19 protein-coding genes and 1 pseudogene are annotated in these 22,239 nt (G+C 49.6%); 9 read left to right on the forward strand and 11 right to left on the reverse strand.

Going from position 1 to position 22,239, the window contains the following annotated elements; all coding sequences use genetic code 11:
* Window positions 1–8: 8 nt before the first annotated feature.
* From OUY18_RS02430 to OUY18_RS02455, 6 genes are all read right to left on the reverse strand, one after another.
* On the reverse strand, window positions 9–839 hold the full coding sequence (locus OUY18_RS02430) for an MBL fold metallo-hydrolase (RefSeq protein WP_187035038.1): 831 nt from the start codon (window positions 837–839) through the stop codon (window positions 9–11).
* On the reverse strand, window positions 836–1,711 hold the full coding sequence (locus OUY18_RS02435) for an ATP-binding protein (RefSeq protein ID WP_187035041.1): 876 nt from the start codon (window positions 1,709–1,711) through the stop codon (window positions 836–838). The genes OUY18_RS02430 and OUY18_RS02435 overlap by 4 nt, the downstream gene beginning before the upstream one ends.
* Entirely contained in the window at window positions 1,683–2,564 is an 882-nt protein-coding gene (locus OUY18_RS02440; protein WP_268057114.1) for an ATP-binding protein, read from the reverse strand. The genes OUY18_RS02435 and OUY18_RS02440 overlap by 29 nt, the downstream gene beginning before the upstream one ends.
* The gene (locus tag OUY18_RS02445; RefSeq protein ID WP_187035046.1) at window positions 2,554–2,919 is read right to left on the reverse strand and encodes a NifB/NifX family molybdenum-iron cluster-binding protein; all 366 of its coding nucleotides are present in this window, start codon (window positions 2,917–2,919) and stop codon (window positions 2,554–2,556) included. The genes OUY18_RS02440 and OUY18_RS02445 overlap by 11 nt, the downstream gene beginning before the upstream one ends.
* Window positions 2,894–3,298, reverse strand: a complete 405-nt coding sequence (locus tag OUY18_RS02450; protein WP_187035048.1) for a DUF134 domain-containing protein — start codon at window positions 3,296–3,298, stop codon at window positions 2,894–2,896. The genes OUY18_RS02445 and OUY18_RS02450 overlap by 26 nt, the downstream gene beginning before the upstream one ends.
* Window positions 3,299–3,403: 105 nt before the next feature.
* Window positions 3,404–3,631, reverse strand: a complete 228-nt coding sequence (locus tag OUY18_RS02455) for a DUF5320 domain-containing protein (RefSeq protein ID WP_268057115.1) — start codon at window positions 3,629–3,631, stop codon at window positions 3,404–3,406.
* Window positions 3,632–4,846: 1,215 nt separating this feature from the next.
* On the opposite strand from OUY18_RS02455, the gene OUY18_RS02460 reads away from it, so the two are divergent.
* Window positions 4,847–5,230, forward strand: coding sequence for a recombinase family protein (locus OUY18_RS02460; protein ID WP_268057116.1), 384 nt, complete (start codon window positions 4,847–4,849; stop codon window positions 5,228–5,230).
* A 411-nt stretch (window positions 5,231–5,641) separates the two neighbouring features.
* On the opposite strand, the gene OUY18_RS02465 is transcribed toward OUY18_RS02460, so the two are convergent.
* Window positions 5,642–5,836, reverse strand: a complete 195-nt coding sequence (locus tag OUY18_RS02465; RefSeq protein ID WP_268057117.1) for an RNA polymerase sigma factor — start codon at window positions 5,834–5,836, stop codon at window positions 5,642–5,644.
* A gap of 134 nt (window positions 5,837–5,970) precedes the next feature.
* Here OUY18_RS02465 and OUY18_RS02470 point away from each other — a divergent pair, with 134 nt between their 5' ends.
* The 8 genes from OUY18_RS02470 (at window position 5,971) to OUY18_RS02505 (ending at window position 16,620) form a co-directional block, all read left to right on the forward strand.
* Window positions 5,971–7,176: an ROK family transcriptional regulator gene (locus OUY18_RS02470; RefSeq protein WP_268057118.1), complete on the forward strand. Its 1,206-nt coding sequence runs from the start codon at window positions 5,971–5,973 to the stop codon at window positions 7,174–7,176.
* Window positions 7,177–7,618: 442 nt separating this feature from the next.
* Window positions 7,619–9,742, forward strand: coding sequence for an FAD-dependent oxidoreductase (locus tag OUY18_RS02475; protein WP_268057119.1), 2,124 nt, complete (start codon window positions 7,619–7,621; stop codon window positions 9,740–9,742).
* Between the two features lie 76 nt (window positions 9,743–9,818).
* Entirely contained in the window at window positions 9,819–10,979 is a 1,161-nt protein-coding gene (locus tag OUY18_RS02480; protein ID WP_268057120.1) for a substrate-binding domain-containing protein, read from the forward strand.
* A 208-nt stretch (window positions 10,980–11,187) separates the two neighbouring features.
* On the forward strand, window positions 11,188–12,693 hold the full coding sequence (locus OUY18_RS02485; protein WP_268057121.1) for a sugar ABC transporter ATP-binding protein: 1,506 nt from the start codon (window positions 11,188–11,190) through the stop codon (window positions 12,691–12,693).
* Window positions 12,690–13,709 (forward strand): ABC transporter permease, encoded by a 1,020-nt coding sequence (locus OUY18_RS02490; protein WP_268057122.1) that lies wholly within the window; start codon window positions 12,690–12,692, stop codon window positions 13,707–13,709. Before OUY18_RS02485 ends, OUY18_RS02490 begins: the two co-directional genes overlap by 4 nt.
* Window positions 13,706–14,677, forward strand: coding sequence for an ABC transporter permease (locus OUY18_RS02495; protein WP_268057123.1), 972 nt, complete (start codon window positions 13,706–13,708; stop codon window positions 14,675–14,677). The genes OUY18_RS02490 and OUY18_RS02495 overlap by 4 nt, the downstream gene beginning before the upstream one ends.
* Window positions 14,678–14,755: 78 nt before the next feature.
* Complete coding sequence (locus tag OUY18_RS02500; RefSeq protein ID WP_268057124.1) at window positions 14,756–15,571, forward strand: sugar phosphate isomerase/epimerase family protein; 816 nt, start codon at window positions 14,756–14,758, stop codon at window positions 15,569–15,571.
* A 65-nt stretch (window positions 15,572–15,636) separates the two neighbouring features.
* On the forward strand, window positions 15,637–16,620 hold the full coding sequence (locus tag OUY18_RS02505; protein ID WP_268057125.1) for a Gfo/Idh/MocA family protein: 984 nt from the start codon (window positions 15,637–15,639) through the stop codon (window positions 16,618–16,620).
* A gap of 306 nt (window positions 16,621–16,926) precedes the next feature.
* On the opposite strand, the gene OUY18_RS02510 is transcribed toward OUY18_RS02505, so the two are convergent.
* From OUY18_RS02510 to OUY18_RS02520, 4 genes and pseudogenes are all read right to left on the reverse strand, one after another.
* Complete coding sequence (locus tag OUY18_RS02510) at window positions 16,927–18,912, reverse strand: leucine-rich repeat domain-containing protein (RefSeq protein WP_268057126.1); 1,986 nt, start codon at window positions 18,910–18,912, stop codon at window positions 16,927–16,929.
* Between the two features lie 163 nt (window positions 18,913–19,075).
* Window positions 19,076–20,497, reverse strand: a complete 1,422-nt coding sequence (locus OUY18_RS02515; protein ID WP_268057127.1) for a leucine-rich repeat domain-containing protein — start codon at window positions 20,495–20,497, stop codon at window positions 19,076–19,078.
* A gap of 12 nt (window positions 20,498–20,509) precedes the next feature.
* Window positions 20,510–20,698: pseudogene (locus OUY18_RS13840) on the reverse strand (leucine-rich repeat domain-containing protein); the annotation flags it as partial.
* Entirely contained in the window at window positions 20,640–22,037 is a 1,398-nt protein-coding gene (locus OUY18_RS02520) for a leucine-rich repeat domain-containing protein (RefSeq protein WP_268057128.1), read from the reverse strand. The gene OUY18_RS02520 and the pseudogene OUY18_RS13840, both read right to left, overlap by 59 nt.
* Between the last annotated feature and the right edge of the window lie 202 nt (window positions 22,038–22,239).

Below are 22,239 nucleotides of genomic sequence, written 5' to 3' on the forward strand. Positions count from 1 at the left end.
TTCACCTCTTACAGACTGATTGCCAGCCGGCTTCCGGTCGACAGATAGCCGATACGGTTTCCCATCACGGCCTTTAACCGCTGATACGCTTCCTGCCCCGTGCAGTGGCAGGTGTAGTACCGCGCGCCGGTTTGCAGAAGCTCCCGCGCCAGAGTGTCCACCGCCTCCGGGGATTCGCTTTTCCCGGAACCACGGCTGTGAAGATGGAATCCGCCGATTACCACGTCGGGAAAATGCCCGTAGTCCGACGTAAACTGCCGGACAATGTTGAGAATTCCCCGGTGGGCACAGCCGGCAATCAGAACGGCCCTTTTGTTCTGCCAAATGACCAGATTCTGCTCATGGGCAAAATCATCCGGCACAAAGGCTTCGCCTGCCTTTCGGTACAGCTCCGCATTGCCGGAGGGAACGGGCGTGATTTCCCGCACTTCCGAAAACAGCTCCAATTCCCCGTCAATCTTCTGACGCCCTCCGCAGAACACAAAGCGTTCATTGGGCAAAAGTTCCGGAGCAAGGCCGATATAGGCCTTGTGCCCGTCAGGGCGGTCGGCATAATGCGGTTCAAAGGCCCGCTCCTGCACATAGACCTTTGCCCGTTCGTTTTTTTCCAGAAAGGTTTTCAGCCCCCCGCCGTGGTCATAGTGTCCATGGGACAATACGGCAATATCCACCGCCGAAAGGCTGGCGCCCAGCTTGTCGGCGTTTTCCGCAAACAGCCCGCTTGCCCCGGTATCAAACAGCAGACGGTGCTGACCTGTTTCCACATACAGGCTGAGGCCATGCTCGCAGCCAAAATCTTCGGACGCCGCCGTGTTTTCCGACAGGACTTTGAGCATCATCTCGTTTCACCTCCTAAAAGCAGTTCCTTCACCTTTTCATAGACGTTCCGCACCGCCCGGCCGGACGGACAGTCCAGCTCCGCAATGCTTCTGCCGCTGTTGACGGCTTTCACCGCCTCCGCGTCAAAGGGGATTACCCCGGCAAAAGGAATCTGTTTTGCGCGGCAAAATGCGCGTATTTCCTCCGTTTTGGCGGGATTCACGTCGGCCTTGTTGACACAGACCGCCGTCTTTGTCCGGAACGTTTCCGCCGTTTTCACAATGCGCTCCATGTCGCTGATGCCGGAAGCAGACGGTTCCGCCACGATTAGCACCATGTCCACTCCGCTGATGGAGGCGATAACCGGGCAGCCGATGCCGGGGGAGCCGTCAATTACCGCCAACTCCGCATCTCCGGCGGCTGACGTCATTCGTTTTTTCACCTCGGTCACCAGTTTACCGGAAGTGCCGCTGCCCATCGCGAGCTTCGCCGTGGAGAAAACGCGGGTATCGTCCCGATACAGCGCCAATTCCCCCGCAGCAGTTGGTTCCATGGATACTGCCCCCGCCGGGCAGACCGCCGCGCAGACCCCGCAGCCCTCGCAGGCGAAGGGTTTCACTCGGAACGGAGTACCGGCTTCGATTGCATCAAACCGGCAATGGGAAAGGCAAGCCCCGCAACCGATACATTTGTCTGAATCAATCTGGGCTTTCGGCATCCCGAAATAGTCGGTACGCTGGGGCAGACTGCTCCAATGGGAAATCAGATGCAGGTTGGGTGCGTCCACATCGCAGTCGGCATAGGCATTTGCCTTGAATAGAAAGAGGAAGGCTCCGGCGACGGTGGTTTTTCCCGTGCCGCCCTTACCGCTGAGAATCAGAAGCTGCTTCATGCCGCGCCTCCTTTCCGATTTGCTCCAGCAGGGAGCCAAACAGCGCGCGGTACCGCTCGTTTTCCCGTGCGGCAATTCCGCCCTCCGCGTTCAGAGCGCCCAGCTCGGCATCGAACGGGATACGCCCGAGAATGGGAATCCGGTGCTCCAGACAGAACGTCTCCGAAGGGTTTTCACCCGCCTGACATTTGTTGAGCACCGCGCCGAAGGGCTTATGAAACAGCGAAACCAATTCATAAACCATGGCCAGATTGTGCGCGCCGAATATGGTAGGCTCCGCCACCAGAACACAGAAATCCGCATCCTGAATGCTCTCCATCACGGCGCAGGCGCTGCCGGGGGGACAGTCGATGAAAACGGGGCGGTTCCCGCTGTTTGGAATTTTGCTAAGCAGTCGCTTAATCACCGGAATGCCGGAGGCTTCCCCGATGTTCAGCCGCCCCGTATATACATCTACACCATCAGATACTCCGGAGAATACCGTTCCCACGGCCTTGTCCGTTTCCCGGATAGCACCGGCGGGGCAGAGCAGGGCGCACCCGCCGCAGGAGTGACAGACCTCATCAAACAGCATGGGGTGATTTCCGGTAAAGGCCCGCGCGTGAAACGCGCAGAACTCCACGCATTTCCGGCAGCCGGTGCAAAGGGCTGTATCAATTTGTGGAATTTTGACTGCAACGGTTTCCTCTTCTGCTGCTTCGGGCTTGAAAAACAGATGGCCGTTGGGTTCCTCCACGTCGCAGTCCAGATACACCGCGTCCCCGGCCGCCGCCGCGAGATTGACCGACACCAGCGTTTTCCCCGTGCCGCCCTTGCCGCTGAGCACCGCTACGGTCAGGGGCTTATCCGCCATGGCCGTGAAAGCCCGCGTGAAATTCGGAAAGCGGCGAAAGCTTTCCCGCGGCCAGAGCTTCGAGATTTTCCTTTGCCGTTCCGTCCATGGCGCGGTAAGCCTTGATCTTCGCGCCGCTTAGTACCTTTTCCGCGTTTTCTCCGCAGCGGGGCGTAATCAGTTCGTCCGCGCCGCTGTCCGCCAGAAGCTGCGCCGCGGCGATGCCTGCTCCGCCCGAGCTTTCCGCCGCGCTGTTGGCAATCCATTTGATTTCCTTCGTATTGGTATCATAGAGCAAGAAATACGGCGCGCGTCCAAAGGACGGGCATACGCCGGATTCCGCATTTTGCTCATTCATGGGAATCGTGATTTTCATAAGGTTCCTCCGTTTCATTTTCCGTATTCTCAAAGCGCCTGCCACACCGGTGCCTGCGGCATCCGTTTCCGCCGCAGCCGTGCCCCTGCCCGTCGCAGAGGCGGTATTCTCCGCCCTCAATCAGCAGCGCCTTGCCGTTTACCAGCGACTGCGCCAGCTTCTTCCGGGCGCTGTCGTAAATGCCCTGCACCGTGGTGCGGGAAATATCCATCTGCGCCGCGCACTGCTCCTGCGTAAATCCGTCCAGGTCGATCAGCCGGATGGCTTCAAACTCATCCACCGTCATGGTAACCGTGTCCTCAGCCTGTGCATCCAGCGGGCCAAAGCGATTATTTTCGGGCAGGCAGCAAACTCTTCTCCATTTTCTTGGTCTTGGCATTTTCTCACCTCGCTTTTAGACAGAAACAAACCGGAGCGTCCCCCGGTTGTTTCCGCCCGCCTTACAGACTTTCCAGCTGACGGTCAATGTCCGCAAGCCGGTTTTTCAGCGCGTTCTTCTGCAGCTGAAGCAATCCTTTGCGATCCTCCGCCGATAGTTCATTTCCGGCAGGAAATTGGCGAAAGCCTTGCCAAAGCCGCGTCTGCAGGCCATGCCGAGTCCAAGGCCAAGCCCCGCGCCTTTGGCAAGGCTTCCCGTACCGGCGCACGGCCCTAAGCTCCGTCCAGTCATGGCGCCGGCGCCCATAGGGCCGGTTCCGTTTCTTCCTGGCATATTGTTCACCTCCTTATAGTTTCCGGCATATGTCGTTTACAAATACTATTATAACCAGTTTCGGGCATATGTCAATAATAAATGCAAATCTTTTTCAGCGGACAACAGAATCCAGAATTTATGCATTGCACATTACGTTTGTATTGAGAATAATAGTAAAAACCGTGCGTTGAGTTCGTGCAGCACAAGCTCTAATAAGGCATAGACTAGCATGCTTCCCAAGACGCATTGAACGGCTGTCAGCCTCATTACCATCTTACAGCCAATTAACGGGCAGCCTGCGCGAACCTTATTTTTATGTAATTAATGTGATTGTCAGTTTCCCCGTTTCGATCTAAAATAAAGGAAACTTCTAAAAGTACTTGATTTCACCAGCAGATTTGGTAATTTAATACGCTGTAGCTACACTCAAAAAGTCGACAGTCCTTTATAAGTTGCGACCTTTTTGTTCCTATCACTAAAAGTGAACGTCAGCTGCCCAGAAACAATGGCATGCTACAGCAAACGATTCACGACAGAAAGGTAAAAGAACCTAACCAAGTTAAAAAAATTATGGAAAAGTAAAATTTTTTCCGCTCAACCCCCTCACTCAACGGGTAAGTAAGTGAGGGGGTTTTTTCTATTTCCCTCATTTGTTCCTTGAAAATTTCATATCCGGCAGCATAAATACATGATCTGTCCGGCCGTGATGAGCGGCAGCGACGATGACGGGCGCGCCAAGACTACTTGCGGATGGGTGACAGACATCCGTCGAACCGATGGCATCGAAGGCGACGAGCGGCAAGGCCCGGTCNCCGGCCGTGATGAGCGGCAGCGACGATGACGGGCGCGCCAAGACTACTTGCGGATGGGTGACAGACATCCGTCGAACCGATGGCATCGAAGGCGACGAGCGGCAAGGCCCGGTCATAAAACAGCCTGTGGTGGGCTGTTTCGCAATGAAACGGACAGTGCCAACGCTACTTCCGTCCAGCCACAGACTCAAGCAATGGGGGCGGCTCGCAGAGATCCTGGGAGAGGTGAAATTCCTATGGCGTTTGCTTAACCGGCAAACCGTTTATGCCGCCGCCCTTGCTTCGGGAAGCAGTGCCGAATAGAAGCATTAAAATGAAGAATAAGTGGATTTTTTGATCTTAGAAACTACGCGGCAGGGCAAATGCGCCCTGCCGCGCCCTTGTAAGATCAAATCGTATTTAAAGAACTGGAGGTGTACGTATGGAACTGAAAAAAAGAGCATGGCTGTACTGTCGCATCGACGCTCCGGAGGATGCTCATGGTGCCTTAAAGGGACAGCGAAGGGAACTTTTGGATTACGCGGAACAGATGGGCCTTGAAATCGTGGGGGCTTCTGAGGATCTCGGCAGCGGGCTTAATTTTGACCGTGCTGGCCTTATGGAAGTCATGAAAGCGGCGGGAGATGGGAAAATGGATGTGCTGCTGGTAAGAAGGCTGGACTGTCTTGGGCGAGACACCGTGAAGATGCTTGAATTTCTCCAGGGCTTGGATCAGTTGGGTATCAAGCTCTATTCGCCATTGGAAGGCGAAATCAGGTTGCTCAAAGATATCGATGCGATCCATGGGCTTATTCAAAGGTTATAAGCTGGACATTGAGCTGAACCTGAACGTGCAGCAATTTCTGAATGGACTTGACAGCATCAGCGTCGATGAAGAACCGACCCCTGCGGCGGCATCATAATTGCTGCAACTCCAAAATACTCTTTTCAGCTGAGTAGATATCCACATATATGGGTTGGGTTTTGTGGTGGTGCACACCCGATACTTCGGGAGAGCGCCACACTGGCAGTGTGGAGGTCAGCGGTTCGATCCCGCTATGCTCCACCAAAGCAGGATTATCCGAACTTCATCTTTATGGTGAATTGGTTCGCGTTAATCGTCAAAATGCCGCATAACAAGCGGTAAGCAGATCCCCCTGTAAACTAATTAAAGTTTACAGGGGGATCTGCTATTGCACTGGAGATAAATCGTGTGTCACTTTTCAGCTTCCCGTATTCAGATTACTGTTGTCACCCTTGTGATTTCTTCGAGCTTCATATCCTCAAAATAGCGCAGCAGGATCATGCTTTTCAGCCGCGGCGGCAGGCGGCCGATCGCTCGGTACAGATCCAACGCTGCAGCCGTGTCGGTTCCCGCGGCGGGGAGCTTCCCCAGCGCGTCGTCCGAAACATTGTTCTTTCTTCTGCGCAACGCGCCCAGCGATTCGTTGGTAAGAACCGTATTTTATAAAAACTTTAACTGTATAATCAATTTTCTATTGCAATTTTACCATATTTGTGGTATCGTTTGATTGTAAAGTTAACTTACAAATAAAGGGTCAAGATATGAAAGTTGTTAATCAAACAATCATTAAGGATGCAAATTTAAAAAATTTATATAATCTTATTCACTCCAATGACGGAATTTCCAGAGCCCAGTTGGCTAAGCTCACGAATCTGAGCAAGACCACAGTATCTACTTTGATTGATGAACTGACCAGCCGGAATTTCGTTTATGATTCCGGTACTTCCGAGACGGACTCTGTCGGACGAAAGCCCAACAGTTTGCATATTAAACCGAACAGTTACTATGTCGTTAACATCGTCTGGATTAACAATACCATCGATGTGTTTTTGATGGATATTGCGGGCAAGACCGTGTATGGAGAGCACATGGAACTTAAGGGATGTGATACCTATGTCACGCTTTCGCAGAGATGCGTTTATAATTCTATTCTTAGCAAGGTCGAAAAAGATAAAATCCTTGGAATATGCGTTGTTGTTTCCGCTATGATCGACCCTCCCCAAAATGTCTTTTATTCTACGACTTTGAATATATCGGAAGCAGAGCAGGCAAATTTGATTCATGACTTGGATACGGCATTTTGTGATTTTCCGGTGGCTCTGTTGAACGATACCGCCTGCTATGCTTATGCGGAGAAAATCTATGCGGGAGTGAAAGAGAGCGATTTCGCATTTATCAATTTCTCACATGGTATTGGCGCAACTTTATTTATCGATAATGAGATGATGGGTCATGCCAGCGGCGCTTCCACGCAATTCGGCCATTATTCCATAAACCCCAAAGGTAAATTGTGTGTTTGCGGCAACAGGGGATGCCTGGAGGCCACAATGGGCGAGCCCGCCCTAAAAGAAAGAGTTGATAAAACGGGATACAGTATCTTTTTGAATCATCTGGAAACAGTGACCTTTGCTGATCTTGGAAATGCCGCAAAGCAAGGCGATGTCGTTGCCCAGACAGTAATAAAATCAATGGCACAGGATTTGTCTTATGCTTTAAGCAACCTCATCAGCATTGTTGATCCCAAATTAATTATTTTAGGCGGAGAAAGCAGAAAATTAGGGGATTTATTCCTGAGTGAGATTAAGCTTAACCTGAAATCCATCGGCTTTAGAAGAATGGTGGAAAACGTGAACGTGTCTTACTCTAAACTGGATCAGGACGTTTATAAGCTGGGCGCAACGAAGTATTTTTTTGATAAATACTATAAATTCGGAGAGGATATCTCAGGCACTTTGTTTATGGGATAACGGAATGCTTGGGATGCTGAATATTTTAAAATATGTTAGTTGGACTATGGGAGTCGAGTCAATAATTAATTAGTTAGTTGGCCTTATTAATTTAAGCGGTTGTATGAAACAACTTTATTAGGGGAGGAGTTTTTTTATGTTTCAGCTTATTTATCCATATCTCGGGCAAATAGTTCCTCGGGAATGGTATATTCCGAAAGCAGCACGGGACCCTCGAAAGGCAATTTATATCGGGAAACCGGTCGAGCCGGGCAATGACCGTTCTCTTCCGATTCAAATTCACAATGTGAAAATAACGGAGTCGGAATTTTGGCAGGCATGTACCGGACGACCGTTTTGCGAAACCGTCCAAACCGGATTCCCCGTGAGGATGATAAAGAAATGAAGTCTATGAATTCCGTTAGCCCTTTGATACCAAATTTATTATAGCAGGAGGATTTTTATGAACAGCAGCAACAATTATCCTAATCTATTTAAGCCCATTAAAATTGGCAACATGGTATTAAAAAACCGCATTGTGCATGTTCCGACTGATGTAAGTTCGTCCCACGCGGATGGTTCCGTCAGCGAAAGAGATCTTCATCATCATGCGGAGATTGCCAAGGGCGGCGTTGCCATGTTAATCGTGGGGGCAACCTCGCCGGACGGAAAAACAGGCAGACCCACTGTTACCGGTTTGGTAGCCGACGCCGACAACTACATACCCGGTCTTGCAAGGCTGGCAAAGTCTATACAGCGCTATGGCGCAAAGGCCGTCTGTCAGCTTCAGCATCCGGGAAGACAGGCCGCTCTGCCCAGGCATAATTATATGTCGGCCAACGACCGTGTAATTAAGCTTCCATGGTCTGCCGGTCATGAAATTGTATATGAGAATGCTGCGGAAAAGGGGAAGGCCGTACGTGCGATGAGCACAGAGGAAGTCCTTGAAATGATTGAGCTTTTCGCCGAGGCGGCCTGGCGTGTTAAATCCGCAGGCTTTGACGGCGTAGAGATTCACGCGGCACACGGATATCTGGTTTCAGATTTTATGAGTCCTTATCTCAATAAGAGAAATGATCGTTTCGGCGGCAGCTATGAGAACAGAATGCGTTTCCCCTTGGCGATCATTGCCAAGATCCAGGAAAAATGTGGGTACGATTACCCGATTCTGGTACGTTACTCCGTAGATGAATGGGTGCCGGGCGGACGTGAACTGGAGGAAAGCATCCAAGTTGCGAAAACATTCGAAGAGGCCGGAGTTGCCGCACTTGATCTCAGCCAGTGTATTCAGGAAACTCCCGGAGCAGGGTTTGACCCAATGCAGTATCCGGAGGGCTGGACAATTTATGCTTCTGAAGCAATTAAGAAGGCAGTTAAGATACCGGTAATCAACAGCCATTCTCTCAGAAATCCCGATTTTTGCGAGAAGATTGTTGCGGAAGACAAAACCGATCTTGTCGGGCTGTCAAGACAGCTGTTGGCCGATCCTTATTGGCCGCTGAAGGTGCAATATGGAAAAATCAGCGATATTCGCAGGTGCATTTCCTGCTTGGAAGGCTGCTGGCAGGAATCCATGATGGCAAAGAAAGAAATTGCCTGCGCTATTAATCCCGCCTGCGGACACGCGGAGTTTGATGACATGAAGCCAGCCGCAAAACCGCTCAAAATCGCCATTGTCGGAGGCGGTCCGGCCGGCATGGAGGCGGCGAGAAGAGCGGCGATTGTAGGGCATAAGGTAACGTTATTTGAAAAGACCAAGGAATTGGGCGGGGCGATTTTGGGCTGCTGCATGGTTCCCGGAAAAGAAAAAATGAAGTGGTATGCCGACTGGCTCCGAGTTCAGATCGCTAAATTGCCGATCGAAGTAAAAATGGGTACGGAGCCAACTGTGGAGGATCTGCGCGGATTTGACGCTGTGGCTAACGCGACAGGGGCAACCTCTTATGTTCCGGAAGGCGTTTATGGGAATACGGATAAAATATTAGCTTTTGAAAAGGTGATTGCCTGTCCAAAGGTAAACTGCGAGTATCATCCGGATGGGCGCATGCCGGTAAAAGTTGGGAGCAGCGTTATCGTCTGGGGAGATGGTTATCCTGCAATTGATACGGCCACATATCTCGCTTCCATCGGCAAGAAGGTTACCATCGTCACGGAGAAGAAGGAATTCGGTATGGGTACCGAAGTGATTCATATGTACGTAACCAGAAAACGTTTCCAGCAGACCGACGCGGAAGCGCTCCACAGCAAGCCCTATAAATATCCCGTAACGATCATTGAAAACAGCCGCATTCGCGAAATTACGGAAAAGGGAGCCTTGGTGGAAGGAAAGGATTTTGCCACACAATTAGTCGAGTGTGACGATGTTGTGACCTGTCATGTCCGCTCCAACAACGAATTTTTTGAGAAACTTCGGAAGGCCGGAGTTGTTTCCTTTAATATTGGGGATTCTTCTATACCGGATAATTTGTCCCATGCGGTAAGGGAAGGCGCCGAGTTCGTATTAAATCTTGACGAGTCGATGATTGTGAATGCAAACGGCGCCGTAGTCAACCATATTCCGCTGGAAATCAAAAAGATGTTCAGCTGATTCACGGTCAATGTAAAAAGTCGCCGGACTTTTACATAGAAAACATCAGTGCCCAATTTCGTTAGGAGGTAGATCAATGAAAACGCGTATCAGGAATGTCCTTTTTGCTTCATTACTTGTACTTGCAACGGCTGTTACCGGCTGCACCAAAGCGGAGAACATCAATTCGGGTAACAGCAATGCCGCAGCAGGAAACACGACCGCTTCTGCACAATCCTCAGCCGGTGAAAATACGGCCGGGAAGAAAAACATTAATATTGTATTTTTGGAGGGAACCGACAGCAACTCCTGGAGAACGCAATGCGAAAATACAATGCAAAAGCTGGCGGATGACTATCAATCACAGGGGATTGTCGCAAAATACAAATTGATGGTCGCCAACAATGATGCCACAACACAGATTCAGCAAATGGAACAGGCAATTCAGGATAAGGTTGATTTAATCCTAATCAATCCTGTTACAACAACGGGCCTGTCAGCTACGATCGATAAAGCAGTTGCTCAGAAAATTCTGGTAATGAGCGTTGACCAGCATATCTCGCATCCGAACGTTATCAGCGTAACAAATGACCAGTATAAGTGGGCAAAGATTCAGGCGGACTGGCTGGTAAAGCAGTTAGGAGGGAAAGGACGCATCTACCGTATGGATGCCATCAAGGGTGCGCCGGCAAGTGATGTTCGTGCAAAGGCGTTTGAGGATGTTTTGAGCCAAAATCCCGGTATTAAGACCATCGCGCACGATTATGGTATGTGGGATGAAGGCAAGGGAAAACAGATTATGACCCAGTGGCTTGCCACAGATTCCAACTATGACGGGGTGCTTTGCCAGGACGGTAATGCGGTCGGGATTCTGGAAGCAATTGAAACCGCGAAACTGCCTTATCCCAAAGCTATTACTTCCGATGAATACATACAATACTTAAAGAAGTGGAAATCCATTAATGATGCCCACCCGGATAATCCTTTGCATGCAATTATTGTCGAAAATCCGCCTTCAATTGGTGCTTTGGCAATGAAGATCGGTGTGCGTTTAGTCCAGGGGGACACTTTAAAAGACGGTGCTTTGGCTTCGGATCCCAGCGATCCCGGTCACAAGAATGCTCTCTTCTATAATCCTACCGTTGTGATAACGAACGATAACATGGAACAATACTACGAAAAGTACAAGAATGCCGATGATTCCGCATATATCGATACGGATATGACGGATGATCTGGTTAATACCTACTTTAAGTAAAGGTCAGTCAGCTCTTCGGACAGGGCTGTCTCAAAAGTACCGATTCCGACGGAGACAGCCCTGTTTGATTCATAAGAAAAAAAACACGCGGTCAGGACACGCGGTCGAATATTATGGCTGCGGACTTAACGCACGCGGGGGTAAGACATTTGTCGGGGAAGAATGGTTTTAAAAAATGACATCCAGGTGGGTAGTGGAGGGATACTGATTGTTAGCAGCAAAAAGTATTAGTAAACAGTACGGGCAAACAAAAGCATTGGATCAGGCAGAATTATCTATGAAGCCTGGTGAAATCCATGCTTTGCTGGGATCGAATGGATCCGGAAAAAGTACAATCGCAAAAGTTCTCGGCGGGCTTGTAGGCAAGAACGAAGGAGAAATAACCATTGACGGGAAGGAGATACAGCTCCGCTCCGCAAAGGATTCATTGGCCCAGGGTATTGCTCTTGCATATCAGGATTATAGCCTTGTCGATCAGTTAACAGTGGAAGAAAATCTTTTTCTTAATTCGAGTGGAACGCTCAAGATGGGCTTTATTGACTACAAGAAGCGATTTGATCAAACGTTTCAGATTCTGAAGCAGTTTCATATATCCGCACAGCCGGATACCTATGTTGGCTCGCTGAACGAATCGGATAAAAGTCTGCTTGAGGTGGCCAAAGCGCTTGTCTATAAACCCAGATATTTGATTTTAGACGAAGTCACCGCATGCCTCCACAGAGACCAGGTGCTGGTTCTTTTTGATATTCTCAGAAAAGAGAAAAAAGAGGGCTTATCCATACTGTTTATCTCACATCGCTTTGATGAAGTCTATGAGCTGTGTGAAACCGTAACGATATTTCGAAACGGAAAGACGGTAATCACTACTGATTTAACTAAGGTTACAAACGATGACATCGTATATTATATGACAGGGCAGAAGGAAACGATCAAAAAGCAGCATAATGAAAAGCAGGCCGCTGAAAAGAAGGAGCCGCTGCTTTCCATTCAGCACTTAGGAGTCGGAACTCAGGTAAACGATGTTTCCCTTAATCTCTATCCGGGTGAAATTCTCGGCGTCTGCGGGCTGCAGGGACAAGGGCAAAGTGAATTTTTAAGAGCGGTCTACGGTTCCAGAAAGATATCCAGGGGCAACATCATCTACAAAGGAAAACGGCTGACGAAATTCTCGCCCGAGAGGTCATTAAAATCAGGTATGGCTTTTATCTCAGGCGACCGGAATTCGGAAGGAATATTTGCCGACCGCAGCATTTTTGAAAATATTAATATCAGCCGATCCGCGTTAAGATTTATCTTTCATGGAATCCGGCTAAATAAAAGCATGTCGGAAGCAAACCAATTGATTAAAAAGCTGGATGTCGTTATCGGCGAAATAGGCGATCCGGCCAGCAGCCTCTCCGGAGGCAATCAGCAAAAATTGATCTTCGCAAGAGATCTGTTGCTGAATCCGTCCGTAGTTTTGTTAGACGACCCCGCAAAAGGGGTTGATGTCAAAGCGAGGAGCGAGATACAGGGGATTCTCAGGGGCCTGTCGGATAAAGGAATGGCCTGCATTTATTATTCCAGTGATTATAAAGAACTGACGGCGGTCTCAGATCGGATTGTCGTTTTTTATGAAGGAGATATTATCGCGGAGTTTAATGATATCAGTGAAGAAATAGAAAGCGACCTGGCTGCGGCGATGCTGGGCGCAACCAGAACGGAGGCGGAATGATGCATACACTTATGATACGTGTGGAAAACAAAATGAAAAAATCGCAGGCATATAGTGCATATATTATGCTGCTTCTGCTGGTAATAATCAATCTGCTGATTCAGGGAGCGGGCTTTGCAAATGTATCCACCATCAATTCTTTGTTCCTGGTGAACACGCCGCTGATTTTAGCGACGATCGCGCAGGCAGTTGTGATTTTTTGCGGAGGTATTGACTTATCCATCGGTGCGACGATCTCGGTGGTGAATGCGTTTGCCATTACGGCGGGGCAATATATGCCGGTCCCCCTTGCATGGGCGGGAGCGTTTTTGATCGCCGTGCTGCTCGGAGCCGTAAAAGGCAGTATTGCGGCTTATTTGCGTGTCCCTGCAATTCTTGCGACATTTGCAATCTCCACTTTACTGGAAGGGGTAGCGCTGTTGATCCTTCCGAATCCGGGCGGATCGATACCATCCTCGATTTACAGCGTATACGGGGGAGTGTTTGCCGGCTTTATTCCGATTTCCGCTCTTGTGATCGCGGTCGTTTTAATCGGATACGGAATCGTGAACAGGCGCCCGCTGGGCGCCCAAATCAAAGCGGCCGGTGCGAATCCGCGAAGTTTATTCATTGCAGGCGTTTCTGTGGAGCGGACCAAGATGAAGGCATATGTCGCCTCCGGTATTATCACCGGAATAGCGGGTTTGTGCCTGACGGCGTTAGCCTCTTCAGGCGATCCGAAAATTGGCAACGCCCTGTCCTTAAATTCAATTGCGGCCACCATATTGGGCGGGGTGGATTTAAGCGGAGGCTGGGGAACCGTCGGAGGGGCGGCAGCCGGAGCATTGTTTTTGGGAATAGTAAACAATATTATCTTTTTTGTATTCAACAATATCATTCACAGCTCTACTTTTGCGGGAATAAAACTCAGTTATCTGCAGCAACTGCTCACGAATATTATTATTATCCTTGGCTTAAGCAGCTCGCTCTTGACACACCTGAAAAAAAGAACGGAAAAGGAGGAGAAGGATAAATGAAATTCAAGGCAATGGATAAGAAAACCATACCGGGTGTCTTTCATAACAACACTTTTATAGGGCTTGTACTGATTGCCGTCATGTTTCTGTTTGGCCTGACTGTGAATCATAATTTCCTTTCTCCTAAAAGTCTGGAAAATATATTTACAAATGCTTCTCTGCTTGCTTTCGCATCTTTAGGCCAGACTCTGGTTATCATTTCGGGCGGCGTTGATATGTCGATTGCGTCCTGTATCTCGTTCGGTGCGGTTGCATCGGCTTTGATCATGAAAGGCTCAAACGCCAATATACCGCAGGCGCTTCTTGTACTTGTTATAACCGGGCTGCTGGTGGGGGTCGTAAACGCACTGGGCATTATTTATGCAAATATCGCTCCGCTCGTAATGACTCTTGCGGTGTCCAATGTACTCAATGTCATACAACTGATTATCTGCAACGGGTCCCCCACCGGATCGCTGGCGCCCGCCGTAGGATTTCTCGGAAAATATAAGCTGGTATCGGTTCTATCGATGATTACTTTTTTGCTGATTATCGCCGCGATTTTCGTGTACTTTGGCTTAAAGCATAATAACTACGCAAAGCAGCTTTTCGCAGTCGGCAACAATCGCAATGCCGCTCTGCTCGCGGGAATCAATGTAAATAAAGTAATCGTGATTACTTATATTATTTCGGCTATACTTGGCTGCCTGACCGGGATGCTGCTGCTGGGATACGTAAACTTTCCTTACATCAATATGGGCGCCTCCTATGGCATGCTGACCGTTGCCGCGGTTGTTATCGGCGGAGCATCCTTTGCAGGTGGAAAAGGAAACTTTTTAGGCACCATTATCGGGTCCTTGGTTCTTGTTAACTTGTCCAACATTCTGGTTGCCATTCAATTGAACGATGCAGTCAAAAATGTGATTAACGGATTGGTACTGCTGATGATTCTGGTTTTCTATACCAGGGAAAAAGCAATCCGGCAGTGAAAGGGCGGAAGACAATTCACAAATTGCTGTCTGACAACTTAACCATTGATTCCTAAGCATTTAGAAAGGATGGAGAACATGCATAAAAGAATTATCGCGGTGAATTCAAACTGTTACCATGGTTTTACCATTGATGAAGCAATCGATGGCGTTAAGGCGGCCGGATTTCACTATATTGAGTTGACGGCCACCAAAGGGTGGACGGAGCACGTATTTCCGACGCACAGCTTTTCCGAACTGGTAAGAGTTAAGAACAAACTGGAAGCTGCCGGGCTTAATCCAATCGCAATGAGTGGACATTGCAATCTAATGGACCAGGAGCGAATCGGAGATTTTATTCTGAATATGGAACTGGCGGATTTTTTTGGATGCAAATACATCGTATCTTCCATCGGCGAAGCGCATCTGAATGACAAGGTGTGTTTGTCCAATATCGAAGCCGCAGAGAATATCAGAACACTGGTCCCCTATTTAAAGAAGCATCATTTAAAGCTTGTCCTGGAAACCCACGGCGATCATGGCACAGGCGTTATTCTGAAGCAAATTGTGGATTTGGTTGGATCCGAACTGGTTTCCATCAATTACGATACCGGAAACGTTGTTTTCTATGGGAATGCCAATATCAAAGAAGATCTGGAGGCCTGCATAAAAGAAGTAGGATATGTACATTTGAAAGATAAAAAGGGAGCAGCAAAGGAATGGAATTTTCCTGCTATTGGGGAGGGAAATATCAATATGCCGATGATCTTCGATACGCTGGAGAAGGAAAACAACTTTTGTCCGTTTAGCATTGAGATCGAGTTTACCCAGGCCGGCCCTAAAAATCTGGCGGAGGTAAACAAAGCCGTAAAAGCATCTTACGACTATCTTGCGGCATATGGCTTTGTGATTTGAACCGGTTGAACAGATGAAATACTTACTGGAAACACTTAATACGGCATAAAACAGGAGGTTATTGTGTGATTAAAGTTGGCTTGGTCGGTCTCGGAGGAATGGGAACCGTCCATTGGAACAATTATAAATATATAGAAGACTGCAGGGTCGTCGCGGCGGTAGGAAATTCAGAAAATGATATAAGAAACGCAAAAAGCTGGGATATTCCTCTGTTTTCCGATGTCAATGAAATGCTGGATCAGACGGAGGTGGATGTTGTTGATATCTGCACGCCAACCTTCCTGCACTACGAGCATGCCAAAAAGTCCCTGAGCAGGGGGATCCATACATTTATAGAAAAACCGATTGCCCTGCACAAGATTCAAGCCGAGGAACTGTATCAACTGGCGCAGGAGAAGGGTGCCATCCTTTTAGTCGGGCAGGCCGTACGATTTAGCAAACAGAATGCGTTGTTAAAAGAACTGGTACGGACAGAAAAATATGGGAAAGTATTGGACGCATATTTTGAACGCCTGTCCGCCGCCCCGCGCTGGGCCGTTGGAGGCTGGATGTTCGACAAATCAAAAAGCGGTCTTCTGGTATTTGACCTTCATATCCATGATCTTGATTTAATCGTCAGTATTTTCGGCAAACCGCTCAGTTATTCTTATACAAGCGCGGGAAATAAAAATAAAGCATATAAGGAGCAGTACCGTTTTACATACAAATATGGTGACTTCAACATTTCCGCAGAAGCGGCCTGGTTTAACGCGAGCATTCCCTTCATGGCAAGATGGCGCGTATATTTTGAAAATGCAGTGGTAATTAATGACGGGGTCACGGTAACCGCTTATCAGTTTGACCATGATCCCTATGTCTTTGATACCGAGGAAGTGAATAAGATACCAACCGGCATTAATGTGCCGCCGACAGAAATGTATCTGAACGAATTGAATCACTTTATATCTTGTATACGCGAAAACAAGAAATCGGATATCATTAAAAAAGAAGAAATTTTTAATGTACTTGAAATCCTGGAGGATGTCTCTTTCCATAGTGAAAATGAATAAAATCCGAATAAACAGTTTTTCATAGATATTTCTTCCTCGGATTTTTTCTCTGGAAATAACCATCAAAAGTGCCGTTTGGGCCTAACCCTAAACGGCGCTTTGTCTACAATCTAAAACAATATGAGCCATACCCGGAGGTATGGCTCATATTGTTTTCGCAGAGAAATAGTACGGCAGGCCATGTACACAACAGAACGTCCCAATTTCCGGTTTTCCCCGGTTGCCCGGGCGGCCGTTGGCGCCTTCATTGGACGAAAGCTATATCGGTGCTCCCGGATTACGGATACGATTCAGATGTATAAAATTCTACGAGATTTTTACAATGCATTGCCTTACTGCGTTTTCACCGGGCATTTGGGTGTAGATTCCGGTTTCTTCGCCGGATTTGCCGGTGGCGGTGATTTTGAAATAGTAGTCGCTGCCGCTCTTTTGGACAAACTGCGTTTTGAACACGCTGCCGTTGCCCACGGTGAACTGCGGGGTTGCGGTGCTCGCGCTTAAAACGGTCATTTTGAAGATATAGGAAGCTCCTTTTTTCATTGAGAAAGTCATCGTGGTGTCGGATTTTACGGAAGGACCGGCATTTGCCGTAAATGAAGCGCCCTCGCTCCCCATGCGGGTGGTAATCACCGCGCTGCCCTGCTTCAGGCGCGTGATGCGAAACAGGTAGCCGCCCGTGGTTTTCCGCAGGTAGCTGACGGAAACCGCCGCCGCATTGCCGGAGGAGGCCGTCGGCGCGGTGGAAGAGCCGATTCTTACGAGGTAGATGTATGTATTCCGCTGACCGAAATCATAGGTCCCGGTGGTATCAAGGTTGAAGCTCTTTGCCGGGCTTAGTATCGCGCCGAGGGAAATAAAAGTGTATCCATGGGCGGAAGCAAAGGTTTGCGCCGCGGTGTTTTCATATCCCATAATAGAGGCGATGTTGCCCCCGAAGAGCGCCTCTCTGTCGATGTCCGTAACGCTCGCCGGGATGGTGATGCTGTTTATCTTGCATTCCGGGAAAACTCCGGGTTCGATACGCTTTACGCCTTCGGGGATTACGACGGTCTTTAAAGAGCTGCAGTGGGAAAACGTCTCGCTTTCAATGGTGGTCAGTCCCGCTGAAAGGGTTGCGCTGGTCAGACCGGAGCAGCCCGCGAAAGCGGAGGAATTCAAAGTGGTTACGCTGTTCGGCAGCACAATGCTTTGCAGGGCCGAGCAGCCTAAAAATGCGCTGTCGCCGATGGTCTGCAGGCCATCCGGCAGCGTGATGGATTTCAGATTGTTGCAGAGCTCGAAGGCGCCGTCGCCGATTGCTTTCAGGCCCTTCGCGAGCTGCACGTCCTGCAGAGCGTAATCCTGAAGAAAGACTTGGTTGTTTAATTGCTGAAGGCTTGCAGGGACAGAAACGCTCTTAAGGTGGAAGCAGTAACCGAAGGCGCTATCGCCCATACTGGTCAGGTTTCCCGGCAGGGTGACGGCGGTGAGATCGGAGCCCTCAAACGCATGGTCATCGATGGTGGTCAGGCTGTCGGGCAGCGAAATCCCGGTCAGGCTGCCGTCGTACTGAAACGCATACCCTTTGATTTCCGTTACTCCCTCTGAAACGGTGAGATGGGTCAAGGTCTGATTGTCTGCAAAAGCCGAGTTGCCGATGATGCGCACACCGGAGGGGAGAGTGACGAGGGCGTCGCTCCCCTTGTAAGTGAGGAGAACTCCGTTTAAAACAACAAAGGGGGAGGGATTGTTGTTTAGAAAGGCGGTGTTTTCAAACGCGCCGCTCCCAAAATCCGTCAGCGTTTCCGGAGCGGTAACGGTTGAAAGATTGGTACAGTCTTTGAACGCGCCGTCGCCGACTTTTGTTACGCTTTGCGGAATGTTAATGCTTGTAAGCATGGAACCGTCAAACGTGAAGTTTTGAATCGCTTTCAGTCCTTCTGGCAGCGTAACGGTAGTCAGGCCGGTGTTGGAAAATGCGCCGGTTTCAATATCCGTAACGCTGTCGGGAATCACGATGCTGCCCAGATTCAGACAGCTCCCAAATGCGCCGCTTTCGATGGAGGTAACTCCTTCGGGAATGGTAACGGAAGTTACCGTTCTGTTGTTGAAAAATGCGCTCCCCCCAATAGCGGTCACGCCGTCGGGAATCACAACTTCGCTTTCCGCGCCGTTGTATCGGGTGAGAACCCCGCTGCCGTCAATGACGAAATCGCTGCTGGAATCGGCTGCGAAAGCAGCCGTGCCGGTAAAGATGCTGATGACAAGGAATGCCGCGAGGAAAAGTGCGGTGAATTTTCCGGTTCTTTTCATATTGTCTCTTCCTAACTCAATTTGTTTTTAAAACTATAATCGGTATCTAACCATTATGAAAAATATGGATGTTTCTTATAACTCACAATAATTTCTATCGGTATATTAATTTGCAAGTGAGTTCTCTTCGCCGGAATAGGGGGCAATCCTCCCAGCCGAATTATTAAGCAATTTTCACGATACAGTGCCTTACTGCGTTTTCACCGGGCATGGTAGTGTAGATCCCGGTCTCATCCCCGGAGTTGCCGGTGGCGGTAATTTTAAAGTAATAGTCATTTCCGGATTTTTTGACATACTGCGTCTGGAATACGGAGCCGTTGCCCACTGAAAACTGTGGAACGGCGGTGCTGGCGCTGAGTGCAGTCATTCTGAATGTGTAGGTCGCTCCTTTTTTCAGCGCAAACGACATCGTCGTGTCCGACTGGACGGAAGGACCTGCCTGCGCCGTAAAGGAGATACTGTCGGAACCGACTGTCGTGGTGATTTTGGAAGTTCCCTGTGCAAGGCGGTTGATGCGGAACAAATATCCGGCGGGGGTCTTCTTCTCGAAGCTCACGGAGACTGCGGCCGGGTTGCTGGAAGAAACCTTCGGAACGGTGGAAGAAGAAGTCCATACCATGTAGCAATAGGTTTTCCCGCTGCCGAAATCGTAAGTTCCGTAGGTGTCCAGACTGAACTTCGGAAGTGGAGTTCCGACCACGCCGAGTGAGACGAACTTCGCTCCGCTGTTGTTTGTGTAGTACTGCGCCGCCGTATTCTCATAGCCCCGGACGGTCAGGCGGGACTCGATATTCTGGAACGCGGAGGAATCAATAAAAGCGATGCCCTTCGGGATGGTGATGGTGTCAAATGTATAGCAGTTGTAGAAGGCAAGAGAATCGATTTTGGTAACGGTTTCCGGCAGCGTCACGTTGGCCAGCTTTTTGCAGTCGGCGAAGGCGCTGCTCTGAATCTCGGTTAGTTGGTTCGGGATGTGGATTTCGGTCAGGCTTTCGCAACCGTTGAAGGCGGCGTTGCCGATCTCGGTGATGCTGTCCGGCAGAATAACGCCGTCGAGGTGGGTGCAGCTTTCGAACGTGGCGAGCGGGATGCTCCGGATACCATCTTCAATGAAGGCCGTCGTGAGATTTTCACAGTCGAAGAAGGTGTTTGTGCCGAATTCCGCGAGGCTTGCGGGCAGGGAGACCTTCTGGAGGGAAGAGCAGAACGAGAAAGCGTAATCTCCCAGATGAATCAGGCCGTCCGGCAGCGCTGCTTCCGTTACCTTTGTGCGGATAAAGGCCTGTTTCCCGATGCTTTGCAGGCTGCTCGGGAACGTGATGCCGGTCAAGTTCGAACACTGAAAGAAGGCTTCGTCGCCAATGCTCCGGAGGCCCTCCGGCAAAGTCACCTGCGTGAGCGCCGTGTTATTTTTGAAAGCGGCAGCGGCGATCTTCGTGACCCCGTCCGGAATCACGACCGACGCAGCGTTTCCGCGGTAGGAAAGAAGCACGCCGTTGAAGATCATCATGTCGCCCGCGAAGTTCTGATCCCAAGGGGTTCCCTCGAAAATGGATGTTCCGAAGTCGGTTACGCTTGGGGACATGGTGACGCTGGTCAGATTCGGGCAGCCGTAGAAAGCGTGATCGTCAATTTCTTTGAGCTGCTCCGGGAAAACGATCTCTGTCAGCTTGGTGTCGGCGAAGGCATAGGCCCCGATTTTGGTCAGACCGTTCGGCAGGTTGATTTCAGCGAGGGGCTCGTCCGCAAATGCCCGGTCGTCGATTTCCCGCAGACTGGAGGGTATTGATGGAAGTCAGCCCCGAGGAAAGGGTCACGTTGTTCAGATTGGAACTGCCCTGAAAGGCGCTGCCGCCCAGGCTGGTCACGGAATCGGGAAGGGTGATTTTCGTAAGGCTGTTACAGTACGAGAATGCCCTGTCGCCAATGGTCTGCAGGCCGTCCGGCAGTGTAAAGGACTTGAAGGAGCTGCAGTTCCCAAAGGCATAACTGCCAATCCCTTTTAGGCCCTTCGTAAGCTGCACATTTTCAAGGGAGGTACATTGGTAAAAGGTGCTGTCTCCGAGCTGCTGCAGGCTCGCGGGGATGGACGCGCTTTTCAGGGATGCACAGTTAGAAAAGACGCTGCCGCCGAGACTCACAAGATGGCTCGGCAGAGTAACCGAGGTCAAGCCGGTCTCCTTGAACGCATTGCTCCCAATCTTTATCATGCTGTCGGGCAGGGAAACCGAAGCAAGATTCGTGTCGTATTCAAACGCATTGTCGCCGATTTCCGTTACCCCTTCGGGGATTGTGATCCCCGTCAGGGACAGATTGCCGGAGAAAGCATTCTGATTGATTTTGCGCACGGTTTCGGGAATGGTGGCGTTCCCAAGCCCTCCCCGGGTCGCAATCAGAATCCCGCCCACGACGATAAAATTGGAGGGATAATTCTGTACCCAGGCGGTTCTCTCAAATGCATCCGTGCCGAATGTCTCCGGCGTTCCGGCAAAAGTGACGTTTTCGAGGGAACTGCAGTCGGAAAAAGCATTGTCGCCGATCGCGGTCACGCTCTTAGGAATACGGATACTCGTCAGCTTTGTATTTCGGAATGTACGGCTTCGGATCTCCGTCAAGCCTTCCGGCAGATTGATCGATGCCAATCCGGACCAGTCGAAAGCTTCGCCCCCGATTTTCGTGACACTGTCCGGCAGTGTAAGACGGTTAAGCTTCGAGCAGCCTTTAAAAGCATCAAAACCGATGCTGGTGATTCCATTTCCAAGGGTAACGGAGGAAAGGCTAATACAGGACTGAAAAGCCTCCTTTCCGATGGAAGTCACACTGTCCGGAATCGTGGCGGAAGTCAGGGAATAATCTGAAGAAAACGCATCGTCTCCAATTGAGGTCACGCCATCAGGAATTATTACGGAAATCAGGTCGATTTTATTGGCAAACGCTCCGTTTCCAATCGCGGTCACGCCGTCCGGGATGACGACGTCTCCGCCGCTTCCGTTGTATTTGGTCAGGACCCCGTTGCTGTCGATTTGAAAATCACCGGTCGCCGCGTACGCAGCCACATTGGAAAAGATGCTGATGAGAATGGTAAATGCTAAAAGAACCGCGGTAAATTTTGCTGACCGTTTCATAGTTCCACCTTTATCCCCTTTTTAGTTCATAATTTATTCATTATTATTATACGGTTAGCAAATTTTTCTTTCAATGCACAATAACTTCCAATAAATATTCCTTTTTTATGAAAATCCGGATTTATAGGATGTTATTCCCCGCCAAAAAAACCGATCGCCCGCGGGATCGCGGAGTTTTTATAAATTTTATAAATCCAGCAAG

The organism is Caproiciproducens galactitolivorans, assembly GCF_026672255.1.
Taxonomy (GTDB): domain Bacteria; phylum Bacillota; class Clostridia; order Oscillospirales; family Acutalibacteraceae; genus Caproiciproducens; species Caproiciproducens galactitolivorans_A.

Excerpts from the sequence above, each read along its gene's own strand:
- OUY18_RS02455 (WP_268057115.1), bottom strand. The coding sequence starts at position 3,631 with ATGCCAGGAAGAAACGGAACCGGCCCTATGGGCGCCGGCGCCATGACT.
- OUY18_RS02475 (WP_268057119.1), top strand. The coding sequence starts at position 7,619 with ATGAACAGCAGCAACAATTATCCTAATCTATTTAAGCCCATTAAAATT.
- OUY18_RS02515 (WP_268057127.1), bottom strand. The coding sequence starts at position 20,497 with ATGTCCCCAAGCGTAACCGACTTCGGAACATCCATTTTCGAGGGAACC.
- OUY18_RS02500 (WP_268057124.1), top strand. The coding sequence starts at position 14,756 with ATGCATAAAAGAATTATCGCGGTGAATTCAAACTGTTACCATGGTTTT.
- OUY18_RS02460 (WP_268057116.1), top strand. The coding sequence starts at position 4,847 with ATGGAACTGAAAAAAAGAGCATGGCTGTACTGTCGCATCGACGCTCCG.
- OUY18_RS02445 (WP_187035046.1), bottom strand. The coding sequence starts at position 2,919 with ATGAAAATCACGATTCCCATGAATGAGCAAAATGCGGAATCCGGCGTA.
- OUY18_RS02490 (WP_268057122.1), top strand. The coding sequence starts at position 12,690 with ATGATGCATACACTTATGATACGTGTGGAAAACAAAATGAAAAAATCG.
- OUY18_RS02450 (WP_187035048.1), bottom strand. The coding sequence starts at position 3,298 with ATGCCAAGACCAAGAAAATGGAGAAGAGTTTGCTGCCTGCCCGAAAAT.
- OUY18_RS02510 (WP_268057126.1), bottom strand. The coding sequence starts at position 18,912 with ATGAAAAGAACCGGAAAATTCACCGCACTTTTCCTCGCGGCATTCCTT.
- OUY18_RS02440 (WP_268057114.1), bottom strand. The coding sequence starts at position 2,564 with ATGGCGGATAAGCCCCTGACCGTAGCGGTGCTCAGCGGCAAGGGCGGC.
- OUY18_RS02430 (WP_187035038.1), bottom strand. The coding sequence starts at position 839 with ATGATGCTCAAAGTCCTGTCGGAAAACACGGCGGCGTCCGAAGATTTT.
- OUY18_RS02495 (WP_268057123.1), top strand. The coding sequence starts at position 13,706 with ATGAAATTCAAGGCAATGGATAAGAAAACCATACCGGGTGTCTTTCAT.
- OUY18_RS02470 (WP_268057118.1), top strand. The coding sequence starts at position 5,971 with ATGAAAGTTGTTAATCAAACAATCATTAAGGATGCAAATTTAAAAAAT.
- OUY18_RS02480 (WP_268057120.1), top strand. The coding sequence starts at position 9,819 with ATGAAAACGCGTATCAGGAATGTCCTTTTTGCTTCATTACTTGTACTT.
- OUY18_RS02520 (WP_268057128.1), bottom strand. The coding sequence starts at position 22,037 with ATGAAACGGTCAGCAAAATTTACCGCGGTTCTTTTAGCATTTACCATT.
- OUY18_RS02435 (WP_187035041.1), bottom strand. The coding sequence starts at position 1,711 with ATGAAGCAGCTTCTGATTCTCAGCGGTAAGGGCGGCACGGGAAAAACC.